At 73.5% G+C, this 19,063-nt stretch carries 15 protein-coding genes and 1 pseudogene; 4 read left to right on the top strand and 12 right to left on the bottom strand.

Annotation, left to right across the window (positions count from 1 at the left end):
• Positions 1-198: 198 nt before the first annotated feature.
• The gene (locus EV189_RS13255; protein ID WP_130493406.1) at positions 199-1,470 is read left to right on the top strand and encodes an HNH endonuclease signature motif containing protein; all 1,272 of its coding nucleotides are present in this window, start codon (positions 199-201) and stop codon (positions 1,468-1,470) included.
• Positions 1,471-1,484: 14 nt separating this feature from the next.
• On the opposite strand, the gene EV189_RS13260 is transcribed toward EV189_RS13255, so the two are convergent.
• Complete coding sequence (locus EV189_RS13260) at positions 1,485-3,419, bottom strand: AAA family ATPase (RefSeq protein ID WP_130493407.1); 1,935 nt, start codon at positions 3,417-3,419, stop codon at positions 1,485-1,487.
• Positions 3,420-3,620: 201 nt separating this feature from the next.
• Between EV189_RS13260 and EV189_RS13265 the strand changes: the two genes are divergently transcribed.
• Both EV189_RS13265 and EV189_RS13270 read left to right on the top strand, forming a co-directional pair.
• Entirely contained in the window at positions 3,621-4,220 is a 600-nt protein-coding gene (locus tag EV189_RS13265; protein WP_130493408.1) for a DJ-1/PfpI family protein, read from the top strand.
• Positions 4,217-4,747 (top strand): MarR family winged helix-turn-helix transcriptional regulator, encoded by a 531-nt coding sequence (locus EV189_RS13270; protein ID WP_130493409.1) that lies wholly within the window; start codon positions 4,217-4,219, stop codon positions 4,745-4,747. The genes EV189_RS13265 and EV189_RS13270 overlap by 4 nt, the downstream gene beginning before the upstream one ends.
• Here the strand turns inward: EV189_RS13270 and mshB are convergent.
• Together mshB and EV189_RS13280 are read right to left on the bottom strand one after the other, a co-directional pair.
• Positions 4,669-5,562 (bottom strand): N-acetyl-1-D-myo-inositol-2-amino-2-deoxy-alpha-D-glucopyranoside deacetylase, encoded by an 894-nt coding sequence (mshB, locus tag EV189_RS13275; RefSeq protein ID WP_196788580.1) that lies wholly within the window; start codon positions 5,560-5,562, stop codon positions 4,669-4,671. The genes EV189_RS13270 and mshB overlap by 79 nt on opposite strands.
• Positions 5,563-5,757: 195 nt before the next feature.
• On the bottom strand, positions 5,758-8,010 hold the full coding sequence (locus EV189_RS13280) for an EAL domain-containing protein (RefSeq protein ID WP_165400286.1): 2,253 nt from the start codon (positions 8,008-8,010) through the stop codon (positions 5,758-5,760).
• 104 nt (positions 8,011-8,114) lie between these two features.
• Between EV189_RS13280 and EV189_RS13285 the strand changes: the two genes are divergently transcribed.
• Positions 8,115-10,217, top strand: coding sequence for a S9 family peptidase (locus EV189_RS13285; protein WP_130493411.1), 2,103 nt, complete (start codon positions 8,115-8,117; stop codon positions 10,215-10,217).
• Between the two features lie 72 nt (positions 10,218-10,289).
• On the opposite strand, the gene EV189_RS13290 is transcribed toward EV189_RS13285, so the two are convergent.
• The 9 genes and pseudogenes from EV189_RS13290 to EV189_RS13330 all read right to left on the bottom strand — a co-directional run bounded on the left by EV189_RS13290 (position 10,290) and on the right by EV189_RS13330 (position 19,023).
• A complete protein-coding gene (locus tag EV189_RS13290) occupies positions 10,290-11,399 on the bottom strand; it encodes an ABC transporter ATP-binding protein (protein WP_407938143.1) in 1,110 nt (369 codons plus the stop codon).
• Positions 11,377-12,399, bottom strand: a pseudogene (locus EV189_RS13295) (ABC transporter ATP-binding protein); the annotation flags it as partial. The gene EV189_RS13290 and the pseudogene EV189_RS13295, both read right to left, overlap by 23 nt.
• Positions 12,400-12,430: 31 nt before the next feature.
• Positions 12,431-13,438 (bottom strand): ABC transporter permease, encoded by a 1,008-nt coding sequence (locus EV189_RS13300; RefSeq protein WP_130493414.1) that lies wholly within the window; start codon positions 13,436-13,438, stop codon positions 12,431-12,433.
• 10 nt (positions 13,439-13,448) lie between these two features.
• Positions 13,449-14,387, bottom strand: a complete 939-nt coding sequence (locus EV189_RS13305; RefSeq protein WP_130493415.1) for an ABC transporter permease — start codon at positions 14,385-14,387, stop codon at positions 13,449-13,451.
• 201 nt (positions 14,388-14,588) lie between these two features.
• A complete protein-coding gene (locus tag EV189_RS13310) occupies positions 14,589-16,256 on the bottom strand; it encodes a peptide ABC transporter substrate-binding protein (RefSeq protein WP_130493793.1) in 1,668 nt (555 codons plus the stop codon).
• 284 nt (positions 16,257-16,540) lie between these two features.
• Positions 16,541-16,885 (bottom strand): (deoxy)nucleoside triphosphate pyrophosphohydrolase, encoded by a 345-nt coding sequence (locus tag EV189_RS13315; protein WP_130493416.1) that lies wholly within the window; start codon positions 16,883-16,885, stop codon positions 16,541-16,543.
• Entirely contained in the window at positions 16,882-17,829 is a 948-nt protein-coding gene (locus EV189_RS13320) for a DMT family transporter (RefSeq protein WP_130493417.1), read from the bottom strand. The genes EV189_RS13315 and EV189_RS13320 overlap by 4 nt, the downstream gene beginning before the upstream one ends.
• Positions 17,826-18,236, bottom strand: coding sequence for a DUF3037 domain-containing protein (locus EV189_RS13325; protein WP_130493418.1), 411 nt, complete (start codon positions 18,234-18,236; stop codon positions 17,826-17,828). The genes EV189_RS13320 and EV189_RS13325 overlap by 4 nt, the downstream gene beginning before the upstream one ends.
• Entirely contained in the window at positions 18,220-19,023 is an 804-nt protein-coding gene (locus tag EV189_RS13330; protein WP_130493794.1) for a HipA family kinase, read from the bottom strand. The genes EV189_RS13325 and EV189_RS13330 overlap by 17 nt, the downstream gene beginning before the upstream one ends.
• Between the last annotated feature and the right edge of the window lie 40 nt (positions 19,024-19,063).

Here is a 19,063-nt window from a genome sequence, read left to right on the forward strand (position 1 = left end):
GGTGCTGGCGGCGGTCAGTTCGTGTGGGCGGCCCACCCCCACCCCGCCGTGATCATGCAGCTCTTGGGGGCCGCGGAGCACCCCCACTTGATCGAGGTCCCCGATCAAGTGGGATCACTCCGGGCGGCCGAGGAGTGGCTGTGCGGCAGCCGGTTCTGCTGACCCGACTCTGTCAGTGGTGGCTTGTACGTTGTCGGCATGAGCTCGAACAGCAGCCCGTCGCGCGACCCCCGATCGGGGACGGCGCGCGGGATCGCGCTGCTCGAGAAGCACGCCGCGATCGCCCGGCTGCAGGCCGAGTTCCTCACCGAGCTCGCCGAGTTCGACACGGCTGGTGAGTTCGTCGCCGACAACCAGGTGACCGCGCAAGCGTGGCTCCGGCACCACGCGCGCATGGACGCCCTCGACGCCCGCCGAGCGGTGACCGCGGCGCGGGCCCTGCGCGACCTGCCCCAGACCGCTGCAGCACTGGCCGCGGGCACCGTGAGCGCACGGCACGTCGACGAGATGGCGACAGGGCACAAGCGTCTCGGCGCCCACGTCATGCTCGAAGCCGAGGACACGCTCGTGCCTCTGGCGAAGGCCGCGGCGCCCGCCGACGTGCGCACCGCGGTGAGCCGGCTCGAAGCCGCGGTCGAGGCCGACGAGTCCCGCGAGGAGCGCGCGCAGCGGATCCATGAGGGCCGCTACCTGCTGCTCTCCGAAGGGCTCGATGGCACGGTCATCATCACCGGACGGCTCGACCGCGCGCACGGCATGCTGGTCCAGAAGGCGATCCGCGCCGGATCCCGACCCAACCCCGAGCCCGGGCAGACCGTCGACCCCCGCACCGCCGCCCAGCGCCAAGCGGATGCCCTCATCGAGATCGTCCAGACCCACCTCGGCTCCCAGCCCGGCGTCACCAGCCTGCGCCTCGACACCACCCTCGTCGTCGACCTCCCGACGCTGCGCGACGAGCTCGACCCCGGCGACGGGCACACCGGCATCAGCGCCATCCTCGGCACCGCTTTCACCGCCGAGGAGCTCCGCTACCTCACCTGCACCGCCGACGTCAGCGTCCTGCTCACCGCCACGCTCAGCCCCCACGCCGACAAGCCGGCGCAGGACCCCGAGATCCGCGTGGCGCCCGGCGTCCCCCTCGCCCTCGGCCGCGAGACCCGCCTCGCCACCCGAGCCCAACTGAAAGCGCTGTGGGTACGCGACGGCGGCTGCATCGCCCCCGGCTGCCGCAACCGCCGCGTCCAAGCCCACCACGTCATCCACTGGTCCGACGGAGGCCTCACCGACATCACCACCATGTGCCTGCTCTGCAGCCGCCACCACCACCTGCTCCACCAAGGAGGCTGGCAGCTCGAACCCGACCCCGACCGAGCAGGACGATTCCGCTGGCGACCACCCGACGGCAGAGACCCCGTACCAGCGACCCACGCCACCGACCGCAGCCCCGGCACCACGAGGCGCCTGTGGTGACGAGGCGCGACGCCCTACTCCGTGCGCTGCCGCGCGCCGTCCCGCAGGTCGATCTCGAGCTGCCCGGCGACCGGAGCCCCGCCGACCACCCCGGCCTGCGCTGCACCTTCCAGCACGTCGGTGATCTCCGTCCCGATCAGCTCGTGCCGCGAGAGCAGCGCGTCGCGCAGAGCGGCGACGAGGTGCCGGTTGGCCTCGAGCAGGTCGCGCACGACGGCTTTCTGCTCCTGCAGCAGCTCCTCCGCGCGGGCCCGCGCCTCGCCGTCGCCCAGCACGGACTCGACCAGGGAGGACCCCTTGCCGGTCAGCGAGAGCAGGCTGCCCGCCATGCCGGCGGAGCCGACCATCTGCGCGGCGATGCCCGTGGCGTACTGCAGGTCGCCCGACGGGCCCGTCGACACCTCGTCGAAGAAGAGCTCCTCGGCGACCTGGCCCCCGAACGCGATCTGCACCAGGCCGGCGAGCTCGGCGCGCGAGCGGGTGAAGACGTCCTCGCGGTCGCCGTGCGCCAGCAGGCCGAGCGCGCTGCGGCGCTTGATGATCGTGAGGATCTCGAGCCGGCGGTGCGGTGCCACGAGCCAGGCGACGGTCGCGTGACCAGCCTCGTGCGTGGCGATGAGCTCGGCCTCGGCAGCGGTGTAGTCGACGGGCTGCGCGACCCCGACCTCCAGGAGCATGCGAGCGCGCTCGACGTCCTGCCACGTCATCGCCGTACGCCCCTGCTGCAGCGCCTGCACGAGCGCCTCGTCGAGCAGGCCCTCCAGCGATGCCGGGCTGTAGCCCGTCGTGATCGCGGCGAGCGCCTCGCGCGTCTCGTCGGTGGCCATGCCCTCGTCGTGCGCCTTGCTGCGCAGGAAGAACTCGACGAGCTCGCGCCGCCCCCGCTTCGTCGGGAGGTCGAAGGAGAGCCGCTGGTCGAAGCGGCCGGGGCGCAGCAGCGCGGGGTCGAGCAGCTCTGCCCGGTTGGTGCTCGCGACGAGCAGCACGTTGGGTGCGGGGCTGACCCTCACCTCGATGCGCCGGTCCTCCGGGAGCAGCAGGTTCACCTGGGCCGCGAGCCAGGTCTTGGCGCGCTCCCAGCCGGTCGGCTCGTCGAAGGACTGCAGCTGCACGAGGAGCTCGTTGACCACGTGCTGCGCGTCGCCGCCACCGCTGAACCCCGAGACGACGGTCGAAGCAGCGACCGCCATCGGCAGCCCCTCGAGCCCGCCGCAGCACTGCACCGACGCCGAGGACACCGAAGCCGAGGACACCGATGCGGAGGACACCGGCGCGGAGGACACCGACGCCCCGCTCACCACGCCGTGGCGCGACAGGGCGATCGCATCGATCTCGTCGATGAAGCCGATGGCGCCACCGTGCTTGCGCGCGGCCTTGCGCAGGGCGCGGAAGTACTGCCGCACCTTGCGCTGCGACGCGCCCTGCAGGCCGGAGATGAAGGTGGTGGCCGTCGCGAAGAGGAACGGCACGCCCGCCTCGGCGGCCAGGGCCTTCGCGGTGTACGTCTTGCCCGTGCCGGGCGGTCCCTCGAGCAGGAGGCCGCGCCGCGTACGACCGCCCATCACCGCCGAGAACTGCTTGTGCGCCAGGAAGAGCTGCAGCGTCCGCTCGACCTCCGCCTTGATCGGGTCGATGCCGACGACGTCGTCGAAGGTGAGCCCGATGCGCTCCGGCGGCACGAGCTGGTGCGGCGAGCGGCCGCCCATCCGCATCTGCGAGAGCGCCAGGCCGATGAGGACCAGGGGGTAGACGACGATGCCGGCCAGCGTCCAGTCGACCTGCGGGAGGCCGAACGACAGCGGGTCCCCGCTGAGGTCGCGCCACAGCACCCACGCCAGCACCGGCAGCAGGACGAGCAGGATCCGGCGCAGGCGCCGCATCCGCAGCACCTCCCGGTCGCGGAGGACGTCGACCCCGCCCAGGACCTCGTTCGCCAGCGGCTGCGCCATGTCGTCCTCTCCCCCGGGCGCGCGGTCGGCAGCGCTGCGCTGTCCGACGGGTACGCGACCGGTGGCCCGATCCTCCCCGGCGGCGGAGGAGGGCTGCAGAGCCGAACGGGTGGTGCAGGCGCATCCCACCCGGACGGGTGACGGTTGACAGTCCCCTGTCAAAGCACGAAGATGACAGCATCCTGACAACGAGGAGGGGCCGTGCAGGACGTCGCGCTCTACCTGCCCGAGACCGCCGCCGACTGGGAGTTCGGCTACGTCACCGCGGGCGTCACGTCGTTCGGCGGGGGCGACCGCTTCCGCCTGGTCACCGCCGGGGAGCCCAGCGGGGTCACGACGATGGGCGGGCTGCGCGTCACGCCCCACGTCGCGGTGGCCGACCTCGACCCCGCTCGGCTCGCCGTGCTCGTGCTGCCGGGTGCGGCCACCTGGGGCGAGGGCCACGAGGAGGTCCTCGCGCTGGCGGCGGACTGCCTCGCGAGGGACGTGCCGGTCGCCGCGGTCTGCGGGGCGACCTACGGCCTGGCACGCGCCGGCCTGCTCGACGACCGCCAGCACACCAGCAACGCGCCGGACTTCCTCGCCGGAGCACCGGGCTACGCCGGCGCGGACCGCTACGAGGAGGCCCGGGTCGTCGTCGACCGCGGGCTCGTCACCGCGCCGGCCACCGCGCCCGTGGACTTCGCCCGCGCGGTGTTCGCGCAGATCGGGCTGTTCCCGCCGCACGTGCTGGACGCGTGGTACGGCCTCTACACGACCGGCGAGCGCCGCTACTTCGACCAGCTGACGGGCGCGGCGTGACCCGTACGCCCGCCGGCGACGCGCTCACCGCGCTGGTCCTGCCGGCGTTCGAGCTCAACGGCGAGCTGCTCGCCGCGGCGCACGACATCACCGCGGGCACCGGGCTGACCCCCGCGCTGTGGCAGGTGCTCGGCGCGACGCTCGACGAGCCGCGGACCGTCTCGGAGGTCGCGCGGCGCGTGGGGCTGGGGCTCGCCCGGCAGAGCGTGCAGCGCAGCGCGGACGTGCTCGTGGAGCGGGGGTGGGCGGCGTACGTCCCCAACCCGCAGCACCGCCGGGCGAAGCTGCTCACCCCGACGGAGCAGGGCCGCGCCACGCTGCTGGAGCTGAGGGAGGCCCAGCACGCCTGGGCCGACGCGGTCGGGGCCGCGGTCGGCGAGGACGTGCTGCGCCGCCTGCGCAGCGCGACGGAGGAGGTCGTCGCCGCGTCACGGGCGTACCGGCAGGCTCAGAGCCCCGCGAACAGGTCCGTCTCGAGCCCCGACTCCGGGTCCACCGGCCCGCGCTCGCCCCGCGCCAGCCGGTAGTGCTCGAGCGCCCACACCTCGTTGCCGAGGTTGTTGGACAGCGCGAAGAACGGCCCGTCGACGGCGATCTGCGTCGCGTGCGCCCGCATCGCGGCGAGCTTCGCGTCGACCTGCGCGGTCCCGTCGACGACCGTCGTGACGAGCTCGTCGGGCGTCGTGTCCGGCAGCGGGCCCTCGGGGTCCATGCCGAAGAACGTCGTGCCGTCGCCCTCGTCGCGCAGCCGGCGCAGCCCGTCGCGCATCCGCGACTCCGGCCACGCGGTCCAGTAGACCTTGCTCACCGCCCACGGCTCCCGGCCGTCGGCGAACGCCTCGTCCGCCGCGAGCTCCACTCCGCGCATGGCGGCGCGGTGGGCCTGGATGTGGTCGGGGTGGCCGTACCCGCCGTTCTCGTCGTAGGTCACCACCACCTGCGGGCGCACCTCGCGCACCACCTCGGCGACCAGGGCGGCAGCCTCCTCGAGGTCGGCCTGCCAGAAGCAGTCGGGGCGCTCGTTGCTCGGCACGCCCATCATCCCGGAGTCGCGGAAGCGGCCTGCGCCGCCGAGGAAGCGGGAGTCGCGGACGCCCAGGGCCTCCATCGCCCCCGCCAGCTCGCCCGCGCGGTGCTGGCCGAGGGTGTCGTCGCGGCCGGCGGCGAGGTGCGCGAGCTCGGGGACGAGCACCTCGCCCTCCTCGCCGAGGGTGCAGGTGAGCAGGGTGACGTGGGTGCCGGCCGCGGCGTACGTCGCCATCGTCGCGCCGTTGCCGATGGTCTCGTCGTCGGGGTGCGCGTGCACGAGCAGCAGGCGGCGCGGCACGTCGAGCACGGCCATCTCCTGCTCCGCCTCGGCCGTGAGCGGCGCGGCCTCGACGGCGGCGGCGGCCTCGTCGAGCACGTCGCGCTCGGCGGCGAAGGGATCGGTGCTGGCCAGCGGCGCGCCGGCGGGCTCCTCGGCGCCGTCCGGCGCGATCGGCGTCGTCATGCGCCCGACCCTACGCCCGCGTGCGGCGCCTCCCGAGGACAGCGGCTACCCGCCGACCGCGGCCTGCACCTCGAGGTGCGCCTCCACGATGCGCGCGAGGTCCTCCAGCGCCGCGCGCTGCTCCCCGTCCAGGGTGCGGGGCGCGCGATCGAGCACGCAGACGGTGCCCACGACCTCACCCTGGGAGCGGACCGGGGCGCCGGCGTAGAACCGGACCCCGCGCGCCCCGGTGACGAGGGGGTTGGAGGCGAAGCGCGGGTCCTGGCGGGCGTCGGGCACCTGGACGGGGCGCTGCGCCGCGACGAGGTGCGTGCAGAACGAGTGCTCGCGCGGGCCGCCGGGCAGGACGGTCCCCGTCGCGCCGACGAACACCAGCTCCTCCTCGCCGACGAGGTCGACCAGGGCGATCGGCGTCCCGCAGAGCTGCGCGGCGAGCCGCGCGACGGAGTCGAGGAACTCCGAGCGGTCGGTGCGCACCCGCGCCAGGGCCCGCAGCCGGGCCGCCTCGTCGACCACCTGCACGTCGGCCGGGAGCGGCTCCGCGAGCGCGGGGACGCGGGCGCGCCCGAGCGCCGGGCCGAGCCCCTCGACCGGCGAGGGACGGCCGAGCAGGAAGCCCTGCAGCACGTCGTAGCCCCACTCGGCGAGCAGCCTGCGGGTCTCCTCGTCCTCGACGCCCTCGGCGACGAGCTCGAGGTCGAGCCGGCGGGCGAGCGCAGCGATCGAGCGCACGATGGCCGCGTCGCGGTCCGCGGTCAGGATCGCGGAGACGAAGCGGCGGTCGACCTTGAGCTCGTCCAGCGGCAGGTCGGCGAGCATCGCGAGGCTCGTGTAGCCCGTCCCAAAGTCGTCGAGCGAGATCCGCACGCCGAGGGCGCGCAGCTCGCCGAGCACCTCGCGCGCCCGCTCGGGCTGCGCCATGACGGCGGTCTCGGTGACCTCGAGGGTGAGCAGCCGGGCCGGGAGGCCGTGCATGGCGAGCACGGCGCGGACGAGGTCGACGAGCCCCTCGTGCGCGAGCAGCCGAGGCGAGAGGTTGACCGAGACGGGCACCTCGGCGACCTGGCGCCACCAGGCCGCCTGCGCGACCGCCCGGGAGAGCACCCAGGTGGTGAGCTCGACGATGACGGGACTGCGCTCCGCGAGCGGGAGGAACGCGTACGGGCCGAGCAGACCGCGCTCCGGGTGCTCCCACCGGACCAGCGCCTCGACGCCGGTCAGGGCGCCGGAGTGGGCGGCGTACTGCGGCTGGTAGTGCAGGACGAGCTCGCCCTTGGGGATGCCGCGGCGCAGCTGCGACTGCAGGACCAGCTCGTCGGCGGCGTTGCGCGCGAGGTCGGAGCTCCAGACCCGGACCGCGCGGTCCTCGCGCTTCGCCGCGCTCAGCGCGGAGGTCGCCCGGTCCAGCAGCAGGTCGAACAGCTCGCCGGTGCTGGCGACAGCGGCGCCGACGACGACCTCGACGTCGATCTCGATCCCGCCGACGGAGTACGCGCGGCGCAGCTGCTCCGACGCGCGCTCGGCCAGGGCCTGGACCGCGGCCGGCTCCGCGTCGCCGCCGACGAGCAGCAGCGCGAAGACGTCGCTCGAGAGCCGGGCGACGGCGGGGGCGCCTGGCGCGAGGCGGGGCAGCTCGGCGGCGAACGCGGTGAGGATCTCGTCCCCGCCCTCGCGGCCCACCGCCTCGTTGACCTCGGAGAACCCGTCGACGTCGATCAGGACGAGGGCGCGGACCTGGCTGGCGGTGGGCGAGGCGCCGACCGCGCGGAGCCCCGACTCGCTGAGCAGGCCGGTGAGCGCGTCGCGGTGGGCGAGCAGCGTGAGCCGGCGGACGAGAACGCGGATGAGGTGGCCGCTGGTCACCTGCAGCCCCGCGAGCAGCACGAACGGCACCACGGTGGGCTCGTGCGCGGCCAGGGCCAGCGCGCTGCCCGTGATGACGACGGAGCAGGTGACCTGCGCGGCGTACGCGACCGGCCGCAGGTAGAGCGCCGCGAACATCGCCGCCCAGACGCTGAAGCTGGCGTACGTCGCCGACTCGACTCCGCCGCCCGTGGCCCACGTCTCGGCGGCGATGAGCACCGCGCCGCCGGCGATGACGGGCTGGACCAGCCGGTCGGCGAGCTGGCGGCAGACGACGAGCAGGATGGAGGCGAGCGCGGCGGCGACGCCGACGCCAGTGACGACGAGGCGGCCGCGCTCGAGCCAGCCGGGGACCCAGCACGTGCCCAGGGTGAGGACGGCGCCGACGGCGTAGATCGCGGCCAGGGCCTGGCGCGGCCCTCGCGGCGACGTCACGTCCCGCCAGCGCATCCGTCGTCCCCCTCCTGGTCGACCCGCTCCCGCGGCGGTGCTGCACCGCCGTCCTGCTCGCGCTGCCCATCGGCTGGTTGGATGCGGGCATGAGCGATGGCGAGGTCACCTATCCGCGGCTCTCCGCGCGGACGCAGCGGTTCCGGCTCGGCGCCCCCCGCACGGTGTCGGTGCTGCCGGGCGGCGACGGCGTCCTGTTCGTCCGCTCCGGCGGGCCCGAGGACCGCGTCGGGCGGCTGTGGCTGCTCGACGTCGCCACAGGCGAGGAGCGCCTCGTCGTCGACCCGGCCACGCTCGACGCCTCGGACGCGGACCTGCCCCCCGAGGAGCGCGCGCGGCGCGAGCGGCTGCGCGAGGCGGCGGGCGGGGTGACCGCGTACGCGCTGGACGAGGCGGGCGCCACCGCCGCGCTCGCGCTCGGCGGCCGGCTGGTCGTCGCTCCGCTCCAGAGCGGGGAGCCGCGCGTGCTCGATGTGCCGGGTCCGGTGGTCGACCCCCGGCCCTCCCCCGACGGCAGCCGCGTCGCCTGGGTCGCGGGCGGTGCGCTGCACGTCGTCGAGCTCGCGACCGGCGAGGTCACGGTGCTGGCGTCCCCGGACGCGCCCGAGGTCACGTGGGGGCTCGCGGAGTTCGTGGCCGCGGAGGAGATGAGCCGGCTGCGCGGCTTCTGGTGGGCACCGGACTCGCACTCGGTGCTCGCCGCGCGCGTCGACGAGTCCCCGGTGCAGCAGTGGTGGATCTCCTCCCCCGCGACACCCGCCGTGGCCCCGACCGCGGTCCGCTACCCGGCGACCGGTACGGCCAACGCCGACGTCTCGCTCGCCCTGCTCGGGCTCGACGGCTCGGTGACGCCGGTGCCGTGGGACACGGCGGCGTTCCCGTACCTCGTCTCCGTCTCCTGGCGCGCGGGCCATGACGCCCTGCTCCACGTGCAGTCGCGCGACCAGCGGCGCACGCAGGTGCTGGGGCTCTCCGGCGGGGCCGCGCTCCGCGTGCTCCGGGAGGACGCCGACGAGCACTGGGTGGAGCTCGTGCCCGGGTCGCCCGCGCTGCTGCCGGACGGCCGGCTGGTGCACACCCTCGACCGCGGGGAGACGCGCCACCTCGCCGTCGACGGGGAGCCGGTCTCGCCCGACGGGCTGCAGGTCGAGGGGGTCCTCGCCGCGGACGACGGCGTGCTGTTCCGGGCGACGCCGGACGCGGTGGACGTGCAGGTGTGGCAGTGGACGGCGGAGGGCGGCTGCACCCCGGTACCGGTGCCGGCGGGCGGGGACGAGGGCGTGCACACGGCCGTGCGGGGTGGCGGCACCACGGTGTTCGCGTCAGCCTCCGGCGCGTGGCAGGGCACCCGCACCACCGTCCAGGGCCGGGGCGGCGAGGAGCACGTCATCCGCTCGCTGGCTGCGGCGTACCCGATGGCGTCGGTGTCACCGCGCAGCATCCTCCACGCCGGCGAGCGCGAGCTGCGGACCGCGGTGCACCTGCCCACGGACCGCGACCGCTTCCCCGGGCCGCTCCCGGTCCTGCTCGACCCGTACGGCGGCCCCGGGCACCGCGAGGTCGTCCGCTCGCAGGCGATGTGGCTCGAGCCGCAGTGGTTCGCCGACCAGGGCTTCGCGGTCGTGGTCGCGGACGGCCGGGGGACGCCCGGGCGCGGCCCCGCGTTCGAGAAGGCCATCGCCGGCGGCGGCTGGGCGGACGCCGTGCTCGAGGACCAGGTCACGGCGCTCCACGCGGCCGCCGAGCGGTTCCCCGACGACCTCGACCTCGGCCGCGTCGGGATCCGCGGCTGGTCGTTCGGCGGCTACCTCGCGGCGCTCGCGGTGCTGCGCCGTCCCGACGTCTTCCACGCGGCCGTCTCCGGCGCGCCAGTCACCGACTGGCGGCTCTACGACACGCACTACACCGAGCGCTACCTCGGGACGCCCGACGAGCACCCCGACTGGTACGCCGCGATCTCCCTCATCGACGACGCCCCCCGGCTGACCCGCCCGCTGCTGCTCATCCACGGGCTCGCCGACGACAACGTCGTGGTCGCGAACACGCTCGCGCTCTCCTCGGCGCTGCTCGCCGCCGGTCGGGCGCACTCGGTGCTGCCGCTGTCGGGGGTCACGCACATGACCCCGCAGGAGGTCGTGGCCGAGAACCTCATGCTGCTGCAGGTGGAGTTCCTGCGCACGCACCTCACCTGACGCCAGACCCCTCTCGTGATCATGCACGTCCTGCGCTCGTGATGGCCACCCAGGACGTGCATGATCACGGCGTCAGCCGGCGAGCTGCGCGGCGCTCTTCTCCTCCGCGAAGTGGCAGGCGCTGGGGTGCCCGTGCGCCGGGCGGTCGACGAGCGGCGGGGGCTCGGTGGCGCAGATGTCCTGGGCCTTCCAGCACCGCGTGCGGAAGCGGCAGCCCGAGGGCGGGTTCGCCGGGGACGGGACGTCGCCCTGGAGCAGGATCCGCTCGCGGCTGTTGCGCTGCGTCGGGTCCGGCACCGGCACCGCCGACAGCAGCGCCTGGGTGTACGGGTGGGTGGAGTGGTCGTAGATGTTCTCGTCCGTCCCGATCTCGACGACGCTGCCGAGGTACATGACCGCGACGCGCGTCGAGATGTGCCGCACGACCGAGAGGTCGTGGGCGATGAAGACGTAGGAGAGGTCGAGCTCCTTCTGGAGGTCCGCCAGCAGGTTCATCACCTGCGCCTGCACGGAGACGTCCAGCGCGGACACCGGCTCGTCGCAGATGACGATGTCCGGGCGCAGGGCGAGCCCGCGGGCGATCCCGATGCGCTGGCGCTGGCCGCCGGAGAACTGGTGCGGGTAGCGGTTGATGTGCTCCGGGTTGAGCCCGACGAGGTCGAGCAGCTCCTGGACGCGCCGGCGGCGGTCGCCCTTCGGCGCCACCTCGGGGTGCACCTCGTAGGGCTCGCCGATGATGTCGCCGACCGTCATGCGCGGGTTGAGCGAGGAGTACGGGTCCTGCATCACCATCTGGATGCTGCGCCGCATCTCGCGGAACTCCTTGCCGCGCAGCGAGAAGATGTCCTTGCCGCGCCACTTCACCGTGCCGGACGTCGGCTTCTCCAGCGACATCAGCAGCTTCGCGAGCGTGGACTTGCCGCAGCCGGACTCACCGACGACGCCGAGCGCCTCGCCCTTGGCGAGGTCGAAGCTGACGCCGTCGACCGCGCGCACCGCGCCGATCTGCCGCTTGAACAGCACACCCTGGGTGAGCGGGAAGTGCTTGACGAGGTCGCGGACCTCGAGGATCGGCTCAGCCACGCCGTCCCCCCTCCTGGTTGAGCTGGGCCTGCGTCTTCCCGGCGAGGGCGAACTCCGCGGTGGACTCGCGGCGCACGTCCTCCCAGAAGTGGCAGGCAGCGCCGCTGTCGGCGCCGGTGGGGTAGAGCTGCGGCAGCTCGGTCGTGCAGACCGGCTCCTGCTTGTACGGGCAGCGCGGGTGGAACGGGCACCCGGACGGGATGCGCATGAGGTTCGGCGGCAGGCCCTCGACGGCCTTGAGCTTCTGGCCCTTCTGGTCCACGCGCGGCACCGACTCGAGCAGCCCCTTGGTGTACGGGTGGGCGGGTCGGCTGTAGATGTCGTAGACCGAGGCCTCCTCGACGATGCGCCCGGCGTACATCACCGCGATGCGGTCGGCCACGTCGGCCACGACGCCGAGGTCGTGGGTGATGAGGATGAGGCCCATGTTGGTCTCGGCCTGCAGCTCGCGCAGCAGGTCCATGATCTGCGCCTGCACGGTCACGTCGAGGGCCGTCGTCGGCTCGTCGGCGATGAGCACCTCGGGACCGAGGGCGATGGCCATGGCGATCATGATGCGCTGGCGCATGCCGCCGGAGAACTGGTGCGGGTAGTCCCGCACCCGCTGGCGCGCCGCGGGGATGTGGACGCGGTCCATCATCTCGATCGCCCGCAGCCGGGAGTCGCGCTTCGACATCCCGCGGTGGACCCGGAACATCTCCCCGATCTGGTCCCCGACGGGGAAGACGGGGTTCAGCGCCGACAGCGCGTCCTGGAAGATCATCGCGATCCGCTGGCCGCGGATCGCGCGCCGCTCCCGCTCGGGCATCGCGAGCAGGTCACGCCCCTTGAAGCGCACCTCGCCTCGGGGGATGAAGGCCGGCGGGGTGTCGAGGATGCCCATGATCGCCTGCGCCGTCACGCTCTTGCCGGAGCCGGACTCGCCCAGCACCGCGAGCGTCTTGCCCGCCTCGACGGTGTAGCTCACGCCGTTGACGGCGCGGGCGACGCCGTCGCGCGTACGGAACTCGACGTGGAGGTCGTCGAGCTCGAGCAGCGGCGCGGAGGAGTCCTCGGCTGCCGAGCCGTCGGGCGAGGACTCGAGGTAGGAGGTCGTCATGCGGGCCTTCTGTCGTGAGGGAGGGGTGCGCTCAGCGCAGCTTGGGGTCGAGGGCCTCGCGGACCGTGTCGCCGAGCACGATGAAGCTCAGCACGGCCACGGTGAGGGTGCCCGACGGCCACAGGAGCGGGTGCGCGGCCTGGATGAAGTTGCCCGAGGCGTCCGAGATGAGCGTGCCCCACGAGATCGTGGGCGGCTGCACCCCGATGCCGAGGAACGAGAACGTCGCCTCGCTCGCCACGATCGCGCCCAGCCCGACCGTCGAGATGACGATGAGCGGGGCGAGGGAGTTCGGGACGATGTGCCGCAGCAGGATCCGCGTCGAGCTCGCGCCGAGCGAGCGTGCCGCGACGACGAAGTCGGCGTCGCGCACCGAGATCACCGAGGAGCGGGCGATGCGGGCGGTGCCCACCCAGCCCAGGGCGGTCAGCGCGACGACCACGCCGGTGATGCCCGGCAGCTGCAGGATCGTGAGGATGACGATGCCGCCGAGGACGTAGGGCAGGCCGAAGAAGACGTCGACCACGCGGGAGATGATCCCGTCGACCCAGCCGCCGTAGTAGCCGGCCACGATGCCCAGCGTCGCGCCGATCAGCGTGGCGAGGATGACGACGAGGAACCCGACCGAGATCGAGGCGCGGGCGCCGTAGATGGTCTGGGCGTAGACGTCGCAGCCCTGGAAGTCGAAGCCCATGGGGTGCCCGCTCGAGCTGCCCTTGAGGCTGTTGCTGAGGTTGCACTTCCACTGGTGGAGGTCGTACGGGTTCCGCGCGCTCGCCGGCATCCGCAGCGTGAACAGCGCCGGGAAGGCCGCCATCACGAGGAACACCAGGATCACGGCGCTGGAGATCCAGAAGGTGGGGCTGCGCCGCAGCTCGCGCCACGCGTCGCTCCACAGGGAGCCCTGCCGCTCGGCCACGGGCTTGCCCTGGCCGACGTCGCCGCCGGGGGCGCCCAGGGTCTGCAGGCCCTGGACGGCGCCCGGGTTGACGACGGCACTGCCGTCCGAACCGGTCGCGTGGGTGTCGACGTCACTCATCGCAGCCTCCTCACTCGTACCGGATGCGCGGGTCGAGCACGGCGTACAGCAGGTCGATCAGCAGGTTGACCACCGCGTAGATCAGGACGAGCAGCGTGACGATGCCCACCACCGTGGGGGTGTCACCCGCCCGGACGGACTGGGCGACCTGGAACCCGATGCCGGGCAGGTTGAAGATCGTCTCGGTCACGACGGCGGTCCCCATGATCGAGGAGAGGTCGGAGCCGATCTGGGTGACGATCGGGATCAGCGTGTTGCGCAGCGTGTGCACGCCCACGACCCGCCGGCGCGGGAGGCCCTTGGCCACCGCCGTGCGGACGTAGTCGGAGCGCAGGTTCTCCACGATCGTCGTGCGGGTCAGCCGCGAGAGCACGGCCAGGCCCAGTGCGGCGACGCAGACGCCCGGCAGCAAGAACGAGACCGGGAAGCCCCGCGAGATCCCGGACACCGGCAGGTGGAAGACCTGCCGGAGCTCCACGCCGATGAGCAGCTGGAGCACGAAGCAGATGACGAACGACGGGATCGCGGCGATGACGAGCGTGACGATCAGCACCGTCTTGTCCACGACGCCGTTGCGCCGCAGTCCGGCGGCAACGCCGATCGTGATGCCGATGGCGGCCTCGATGATGATGCCGACGAGGCCGAGCTTGAGGGAGACGGGGTACTCGTTCTTCAGCAGCTGGGTGACCGGCTGCTGGGTGTTGGTGAGCCCGAAGTCACCGGTGGCGAGCTTGCCGATGTACTTGCCGTACTGCACGACCAGCGGGTCGTCGAGGTTGTACTCGTGCTTGAGGTACGCGATGCGGGCCGCGCTCGGAGCCTTCTCCGAGCCCGTCAGCCGGGTGACCTTGTCCCCGGGCAGCGCGTAGATCATGACGAAGATGAGGAACGTGGTGCCGAACAGCAGCGGCACGATCTGCAGAAGCCGACGGACGGTGTAGCGCCCCACCGGCCACCTCCTCGGAGGGAAGGGCTGCGCGCCCTGGCGGACGCGTCCCGGTCGAAGGATGCCCCTGGATCGAGCGGTCGAACTGCGGCGGGCGGTGGAGCTGCCCGGGGCGGGTCGGCCGGCTCCGCCCGGGGGCGGGACTGGACCCCGACGCGCGGAAGGGGCGGGCAGGTATCACCTGCCCGCCCCCCGCGCGAGAGCCTACTTCGTGGAGAGGGCGAACTTGTCGACGCGGAAGAACGGGTCGACGTGCACGTTGGCCACCTTGTCCGAGGAGCCGAACTGGTTGCTGCCGAAGTAGACGGGAGCCACCGGGACGTCCTTGGCGAGGATGTCGTCGGCCTGCTGCCAGTCCTTCTCCGCCGCGTCCTCCGTGGCCTCGGTCAGGCCCTTGTTGACGAGGTCGTCGAAGGCCTTGTTGCTGTAGCCGGTGTAGTTGCTCGACGCGTTGGTCTGGAAGATCGGGCCGAGGTAGTCCTGCATCGACGGGTAGTCCATCGACCAGCCGAGGCGGAAGGCGCCGAAGGAGACGTGCTGCTTCTTGGCCTTGTTGAGGTCGTTCTGCAGCGTCGCGAAGTCAGGCGCGGCCTTGCCGACGCAGGACACGCCCAGCGCCTGCTGGATGCTGTTGCACGAGGCGTCGATCCACGGCTTGTGACCGCCGTCGGCGTTGTAGTAGAGCGTGATGGTGCTCGGCTTGGTCGTCGCCGCGTCCCACAGCTGCTTGGCCTTGGCCGGGTCGTACGTGCAGGCGGGGCCGCACGCGCCCTTGCGGTAGCCGGGGATGATCGGGGCGATGAAGTCGTCGGCCGGGACGCGCGTGCCGCTGAAGATGGTCTTCGACAGGGCGGCGCGGTCGATGGCCATCGAGATGGCCATGCGGACGTTGACGTCCTTGTAGTTCGGGTCGAAGGTCGGGAACCCGAGGAAGCCGAAGTTCGACGACGGCGACTCCTGGTAGCGGTCGCCGAGGTCCTGCTTCGCCCGCGCGATGTCCGTCGACGGGATCTGCGTGACGATGTCGAGCGCGCCCGCGGTCAGGTCGTTGTAGGACGTCTCCGCCGACTTGTACATCTTGTAGTCGATCTCCTGCACGTGCGGCTTCTGCGCGCCGGCGTAGGAGTCGTTGCGGACCACGTCGATGAACTGGTTGCGGACCCAGGTGCCCTTCATCTTGAAGGGGCCGTTGCCGATCGGGGCGTTCTCGAACGACTTGGGGTCGGTGAAGAAGGCCTTGGGCAGCGGGTAGAACGCGCTGTAGCCGATGATCTGCTTGAAGATGTTGGTGGCGTTGGCCAGCGTGACGGTGAACTCCGTGTCGCTGACCTTCTTGAGCCCGGACATCTCCTTGGCCTTGGGGGTCTCCCCCTCCTTGGCCGCCTGCAGGTCGTCGAAGCCCTTGATGTCGAGGTCACCGGGGCCGAAGAAGTACGAGTTCTGCTGGCCGTTGGGGCCGTAGGCCGCGTAGTTCCACGCGTTGATGAACGAGTCGGCGGTGACCGGCTCGCCGTTGGAGAACGTCCACCCGGACTTGATCTTGACGTCCCAGGTGAGGCCGTCCTTCGAGTCGATCGACTGCGCGAGGTCGGTCAGGACGGGCTTGTTCTGGGCATCGAACTTGATGAGGCCGGTGAACAGCGCGTCGAGGACCTCGGCGCCGTTCGTGTCCTGCGTGTTGCCGGGGGTGAGGAACTGGGGGTCGCTCAGGCTGATCGAGACGGTCCCGCCGTCCTTGGCGGCCGTGGTGGCCGCGGCGGTGGACCCGCCGCTGCCCCCCTTGCTCCCGCCGCTGCTGCCACCGCACGCGGCCAGCGCCAGCGACAGCGCCGTCGCGCCGACGGCCCAACGGCCGAGCACTCGACTCTGCATCACATGTTCTCCTCGTCCTCGGCGACCGCCGCCGGGTCGGCGTCGGCTCCTGCGCCTGGTCGGTGCGACCAGGACTGCACCCAGCACTCGTCAAGCCCGCCGGATCGGTGGGCTCGGAGCACACTACCCGACAGTATGTAAAGGGAATATCGCCATGCGATACCAATGATGTAACGGCCACGAAGTGCACCACAAGGGACGCCTCGAGGAGATCGTGCACCCCGGAGGACCGGTCCGCCCGCTGGTCAGCGCGCGACGCGCCGGAGCAGGGCGCGGGCCGCCGCTCAGGGGGGCTGCTCCTCCGGCTCCGCGAGCGCGGCGACGGCGGGGAGGTCCGCCGGCAGCCACTCGACCTCGTGCGTCCGCCCCGGCGCCAGCCAGCGCAGCTCGTCGTGGTCCTGCAGCGGGCGCGGCTCGCCCGCCACCAGCTCGGCGCGGCGCACGCGGAGCACCACACCGGGGCGCACCGGCCAGTCCCCGCCGACGGGCTCCCCCACGCGCACCTCGACGCCGAGCTCCTCGCGGCACTCCCGGCGCAGCGCCGCGTCCTCGGTCTCGCCGGGCTCGACCTTGCCGCCGGGGAGCTCCCACCGCCCCGCGAGCTCCGGCGGCACGGGCGGGTCGCTCACGCGGGGACGTCCCGCGTCGCAGCTCCGGGCACGCCGGGCGCGGCCGCTCCCTCCGCTGCCGGCTCCGGCGCGGCCGCCGCTCCGTCACCTCGCGGCGCGGACCGGCTGGTCGCGAGCACCGAGCCCAGCACGACCAGCGGGAACCCGAGGCAGATGCCGAGCGTCAGCGGCTCGTCGAGCAGGACCACGCCGAGCACGAGGGCGACGGCCGGGTTGACGTAGGTGATGACCGGGGCACGCGCGGCCCCGACTTCGGCGATGAGCGCGAAGAACAGCACGAACGCCAGCGCCGTGCAGACGACGCCCAGCGCGAGCACCGCCTCGACGGCGTGCGCCGGGAGGTGCGCCGGCCGCTGGGCGAGCGCCAGCGGCAGGTAGAGCAGGCCGGTGAGGAGGAGGCTCGCGACGATCACGGTCATGGTGGGGACCCCGCGCAGGCGCCGGGCGACGACCATGGGGCCCAGCGCGTAGCCGGTTGCGGTGAGCAGCACCTCGACCACCGCGCGCGCGTCGACCGAGCCGAGGTCGATGCCGACGAGCGCGGCGACCCCGACCGCGCCGAGCACGAGCCCGCCGACGCGGCGGCGCCCGAGCCGCTCGTCCCCGAGCAGCGTGGTGGCGACCGCGGCGACGACGGGCGTGGCGGCCAGCAGCAGGGCGGCCAGCGAGCTCGAGATGCGCGTCTCGGCGTCGGTGAGCATGAGCCAGGGACCCGCCAGCTCGAGCGCGGAGTACGCGACCAGGGCCCGCCAGTGCCGGAGCAGCAGGCGGACCGGCTCGCGCCGCAGCCCGAAGGGCAGCAGCAGCACCGCGCCCACCAGGCAGCGGCCGGCGACGACGACCGGGGCGGCGAGCCCCGCGTCGACCGCGACCTTGATGAGGAGGTACGGCACGCCCCAGACCAGGCACATCGCCGCGAACAGCGCCCACCCCCGCCGGGTCACCCGGCACCTCCCACGGGCAGCACGAGGCGCGCGAGCAGCCGCGCACCCTCGGCCGACGGCTCCGCCGACACCCCGGTGTGCACGGGCCCGGCCTGCACGACGGTGGAGCGCGGCGCGACGAGCCAGCGGAACCGCTCGCCGCGGGAGCGCTGCCCGCTGGCGCCGGTCGCGGGGTCGCCGGCGCACAGCGCGGCCACCGCGTCGAGGTGCGCGCGCACGGCGGGGACGTCGGTGTGCGGGTCGAGCGCGAGCAGCCGCGGCTCGTCGAGGGCGAGCCGGGCCTCGAGCACGTCGGCCGCCTGGCAGTAGACCAGCACGCCGGCGTTGACGAGCTCCCCGCGCTCCACCCGGGGCACGACGCGCAGCAGCGCCCACTCGAAGGGGACGCGCTCAGCGGGCCCGGGCACCGGGCACCTCCTCCCGCAGCCGCTCGAGCGGGTCGAGCCACGCGGCGCGCTGCTCGAGGCGCGCGAGCAGCACCTCGGCGTACGCCGCGCGCACCTCCTCGGGGCCCGCGAACCCCTCCTCGCCCGCCAGCCACTCGTCCGGCACGAGCGCGGTGACCTCGTCGAGCAGGCCGCGGTCCACCCGCGGGGCCAGCGCGGCGTCGGCCTCCGCCAGCGGGCCGGCGAGGCCGAGCAGCACGTGGTCCGCCCCGACGGGGTACGCCCGGGCGGCTCCCGCCCGCGCTCGCGGCCAGTCGTGGTGGAAGTAGAGCGCCGCACCGTGGTCGATGAGCCACGGCCGGGAGCCCCAGCGCAGCAGGTTGGGGTTGCGCCAGCTCCGGTCGACGTCGAGCGTCAGCGCGTCGAGCCACAGCACCCGCGCGGCCAGGGGCGGCGGGACGAGCCCGGCGTCGGCCACCGGGTCGAGCGTGAAGGAGCCCGGGAGGTAGTCCATCCCGAGGTTGAGCCCGGCGGAGGCGCGCAGGAGGTCCTGCACCTCCTCGTCGGGCTCCCCCGGCGCGAGGCCCGGGTCGAGTTCGACGCGCACGAGGTCGGGGACGGGCAGGCCGAGCCGGCGGGCGAGCTCCCCCACCACGACCTCGGCGACGAGGGCCTTGCGGCCCTGCCCGGCCCCGCGGAACTTCACGACGTAGACGCCCTCGTCGCTGGCCTCGACGAGGCCCGGCAGCGAGCCGCCCTCGCGCAGGGGCGCGAGGTAGGTGGTGGCGGTGACGAGCGGGAGCGGCACGGGCAGCACCGTACGCGGCACGGCCGACAGCCAGGGCCCC

This window comes from Motilibacter rhizosphaerae, assembly GCF_004216915.1.
In the GTDB taxonomy this organism is placed as follows: Bacteria; Actinomycetota; Actinomycetes; order Motilibacterales; family Motilibacteraceae; genus Motilibacter; species Motilibacter rhizosphaerae.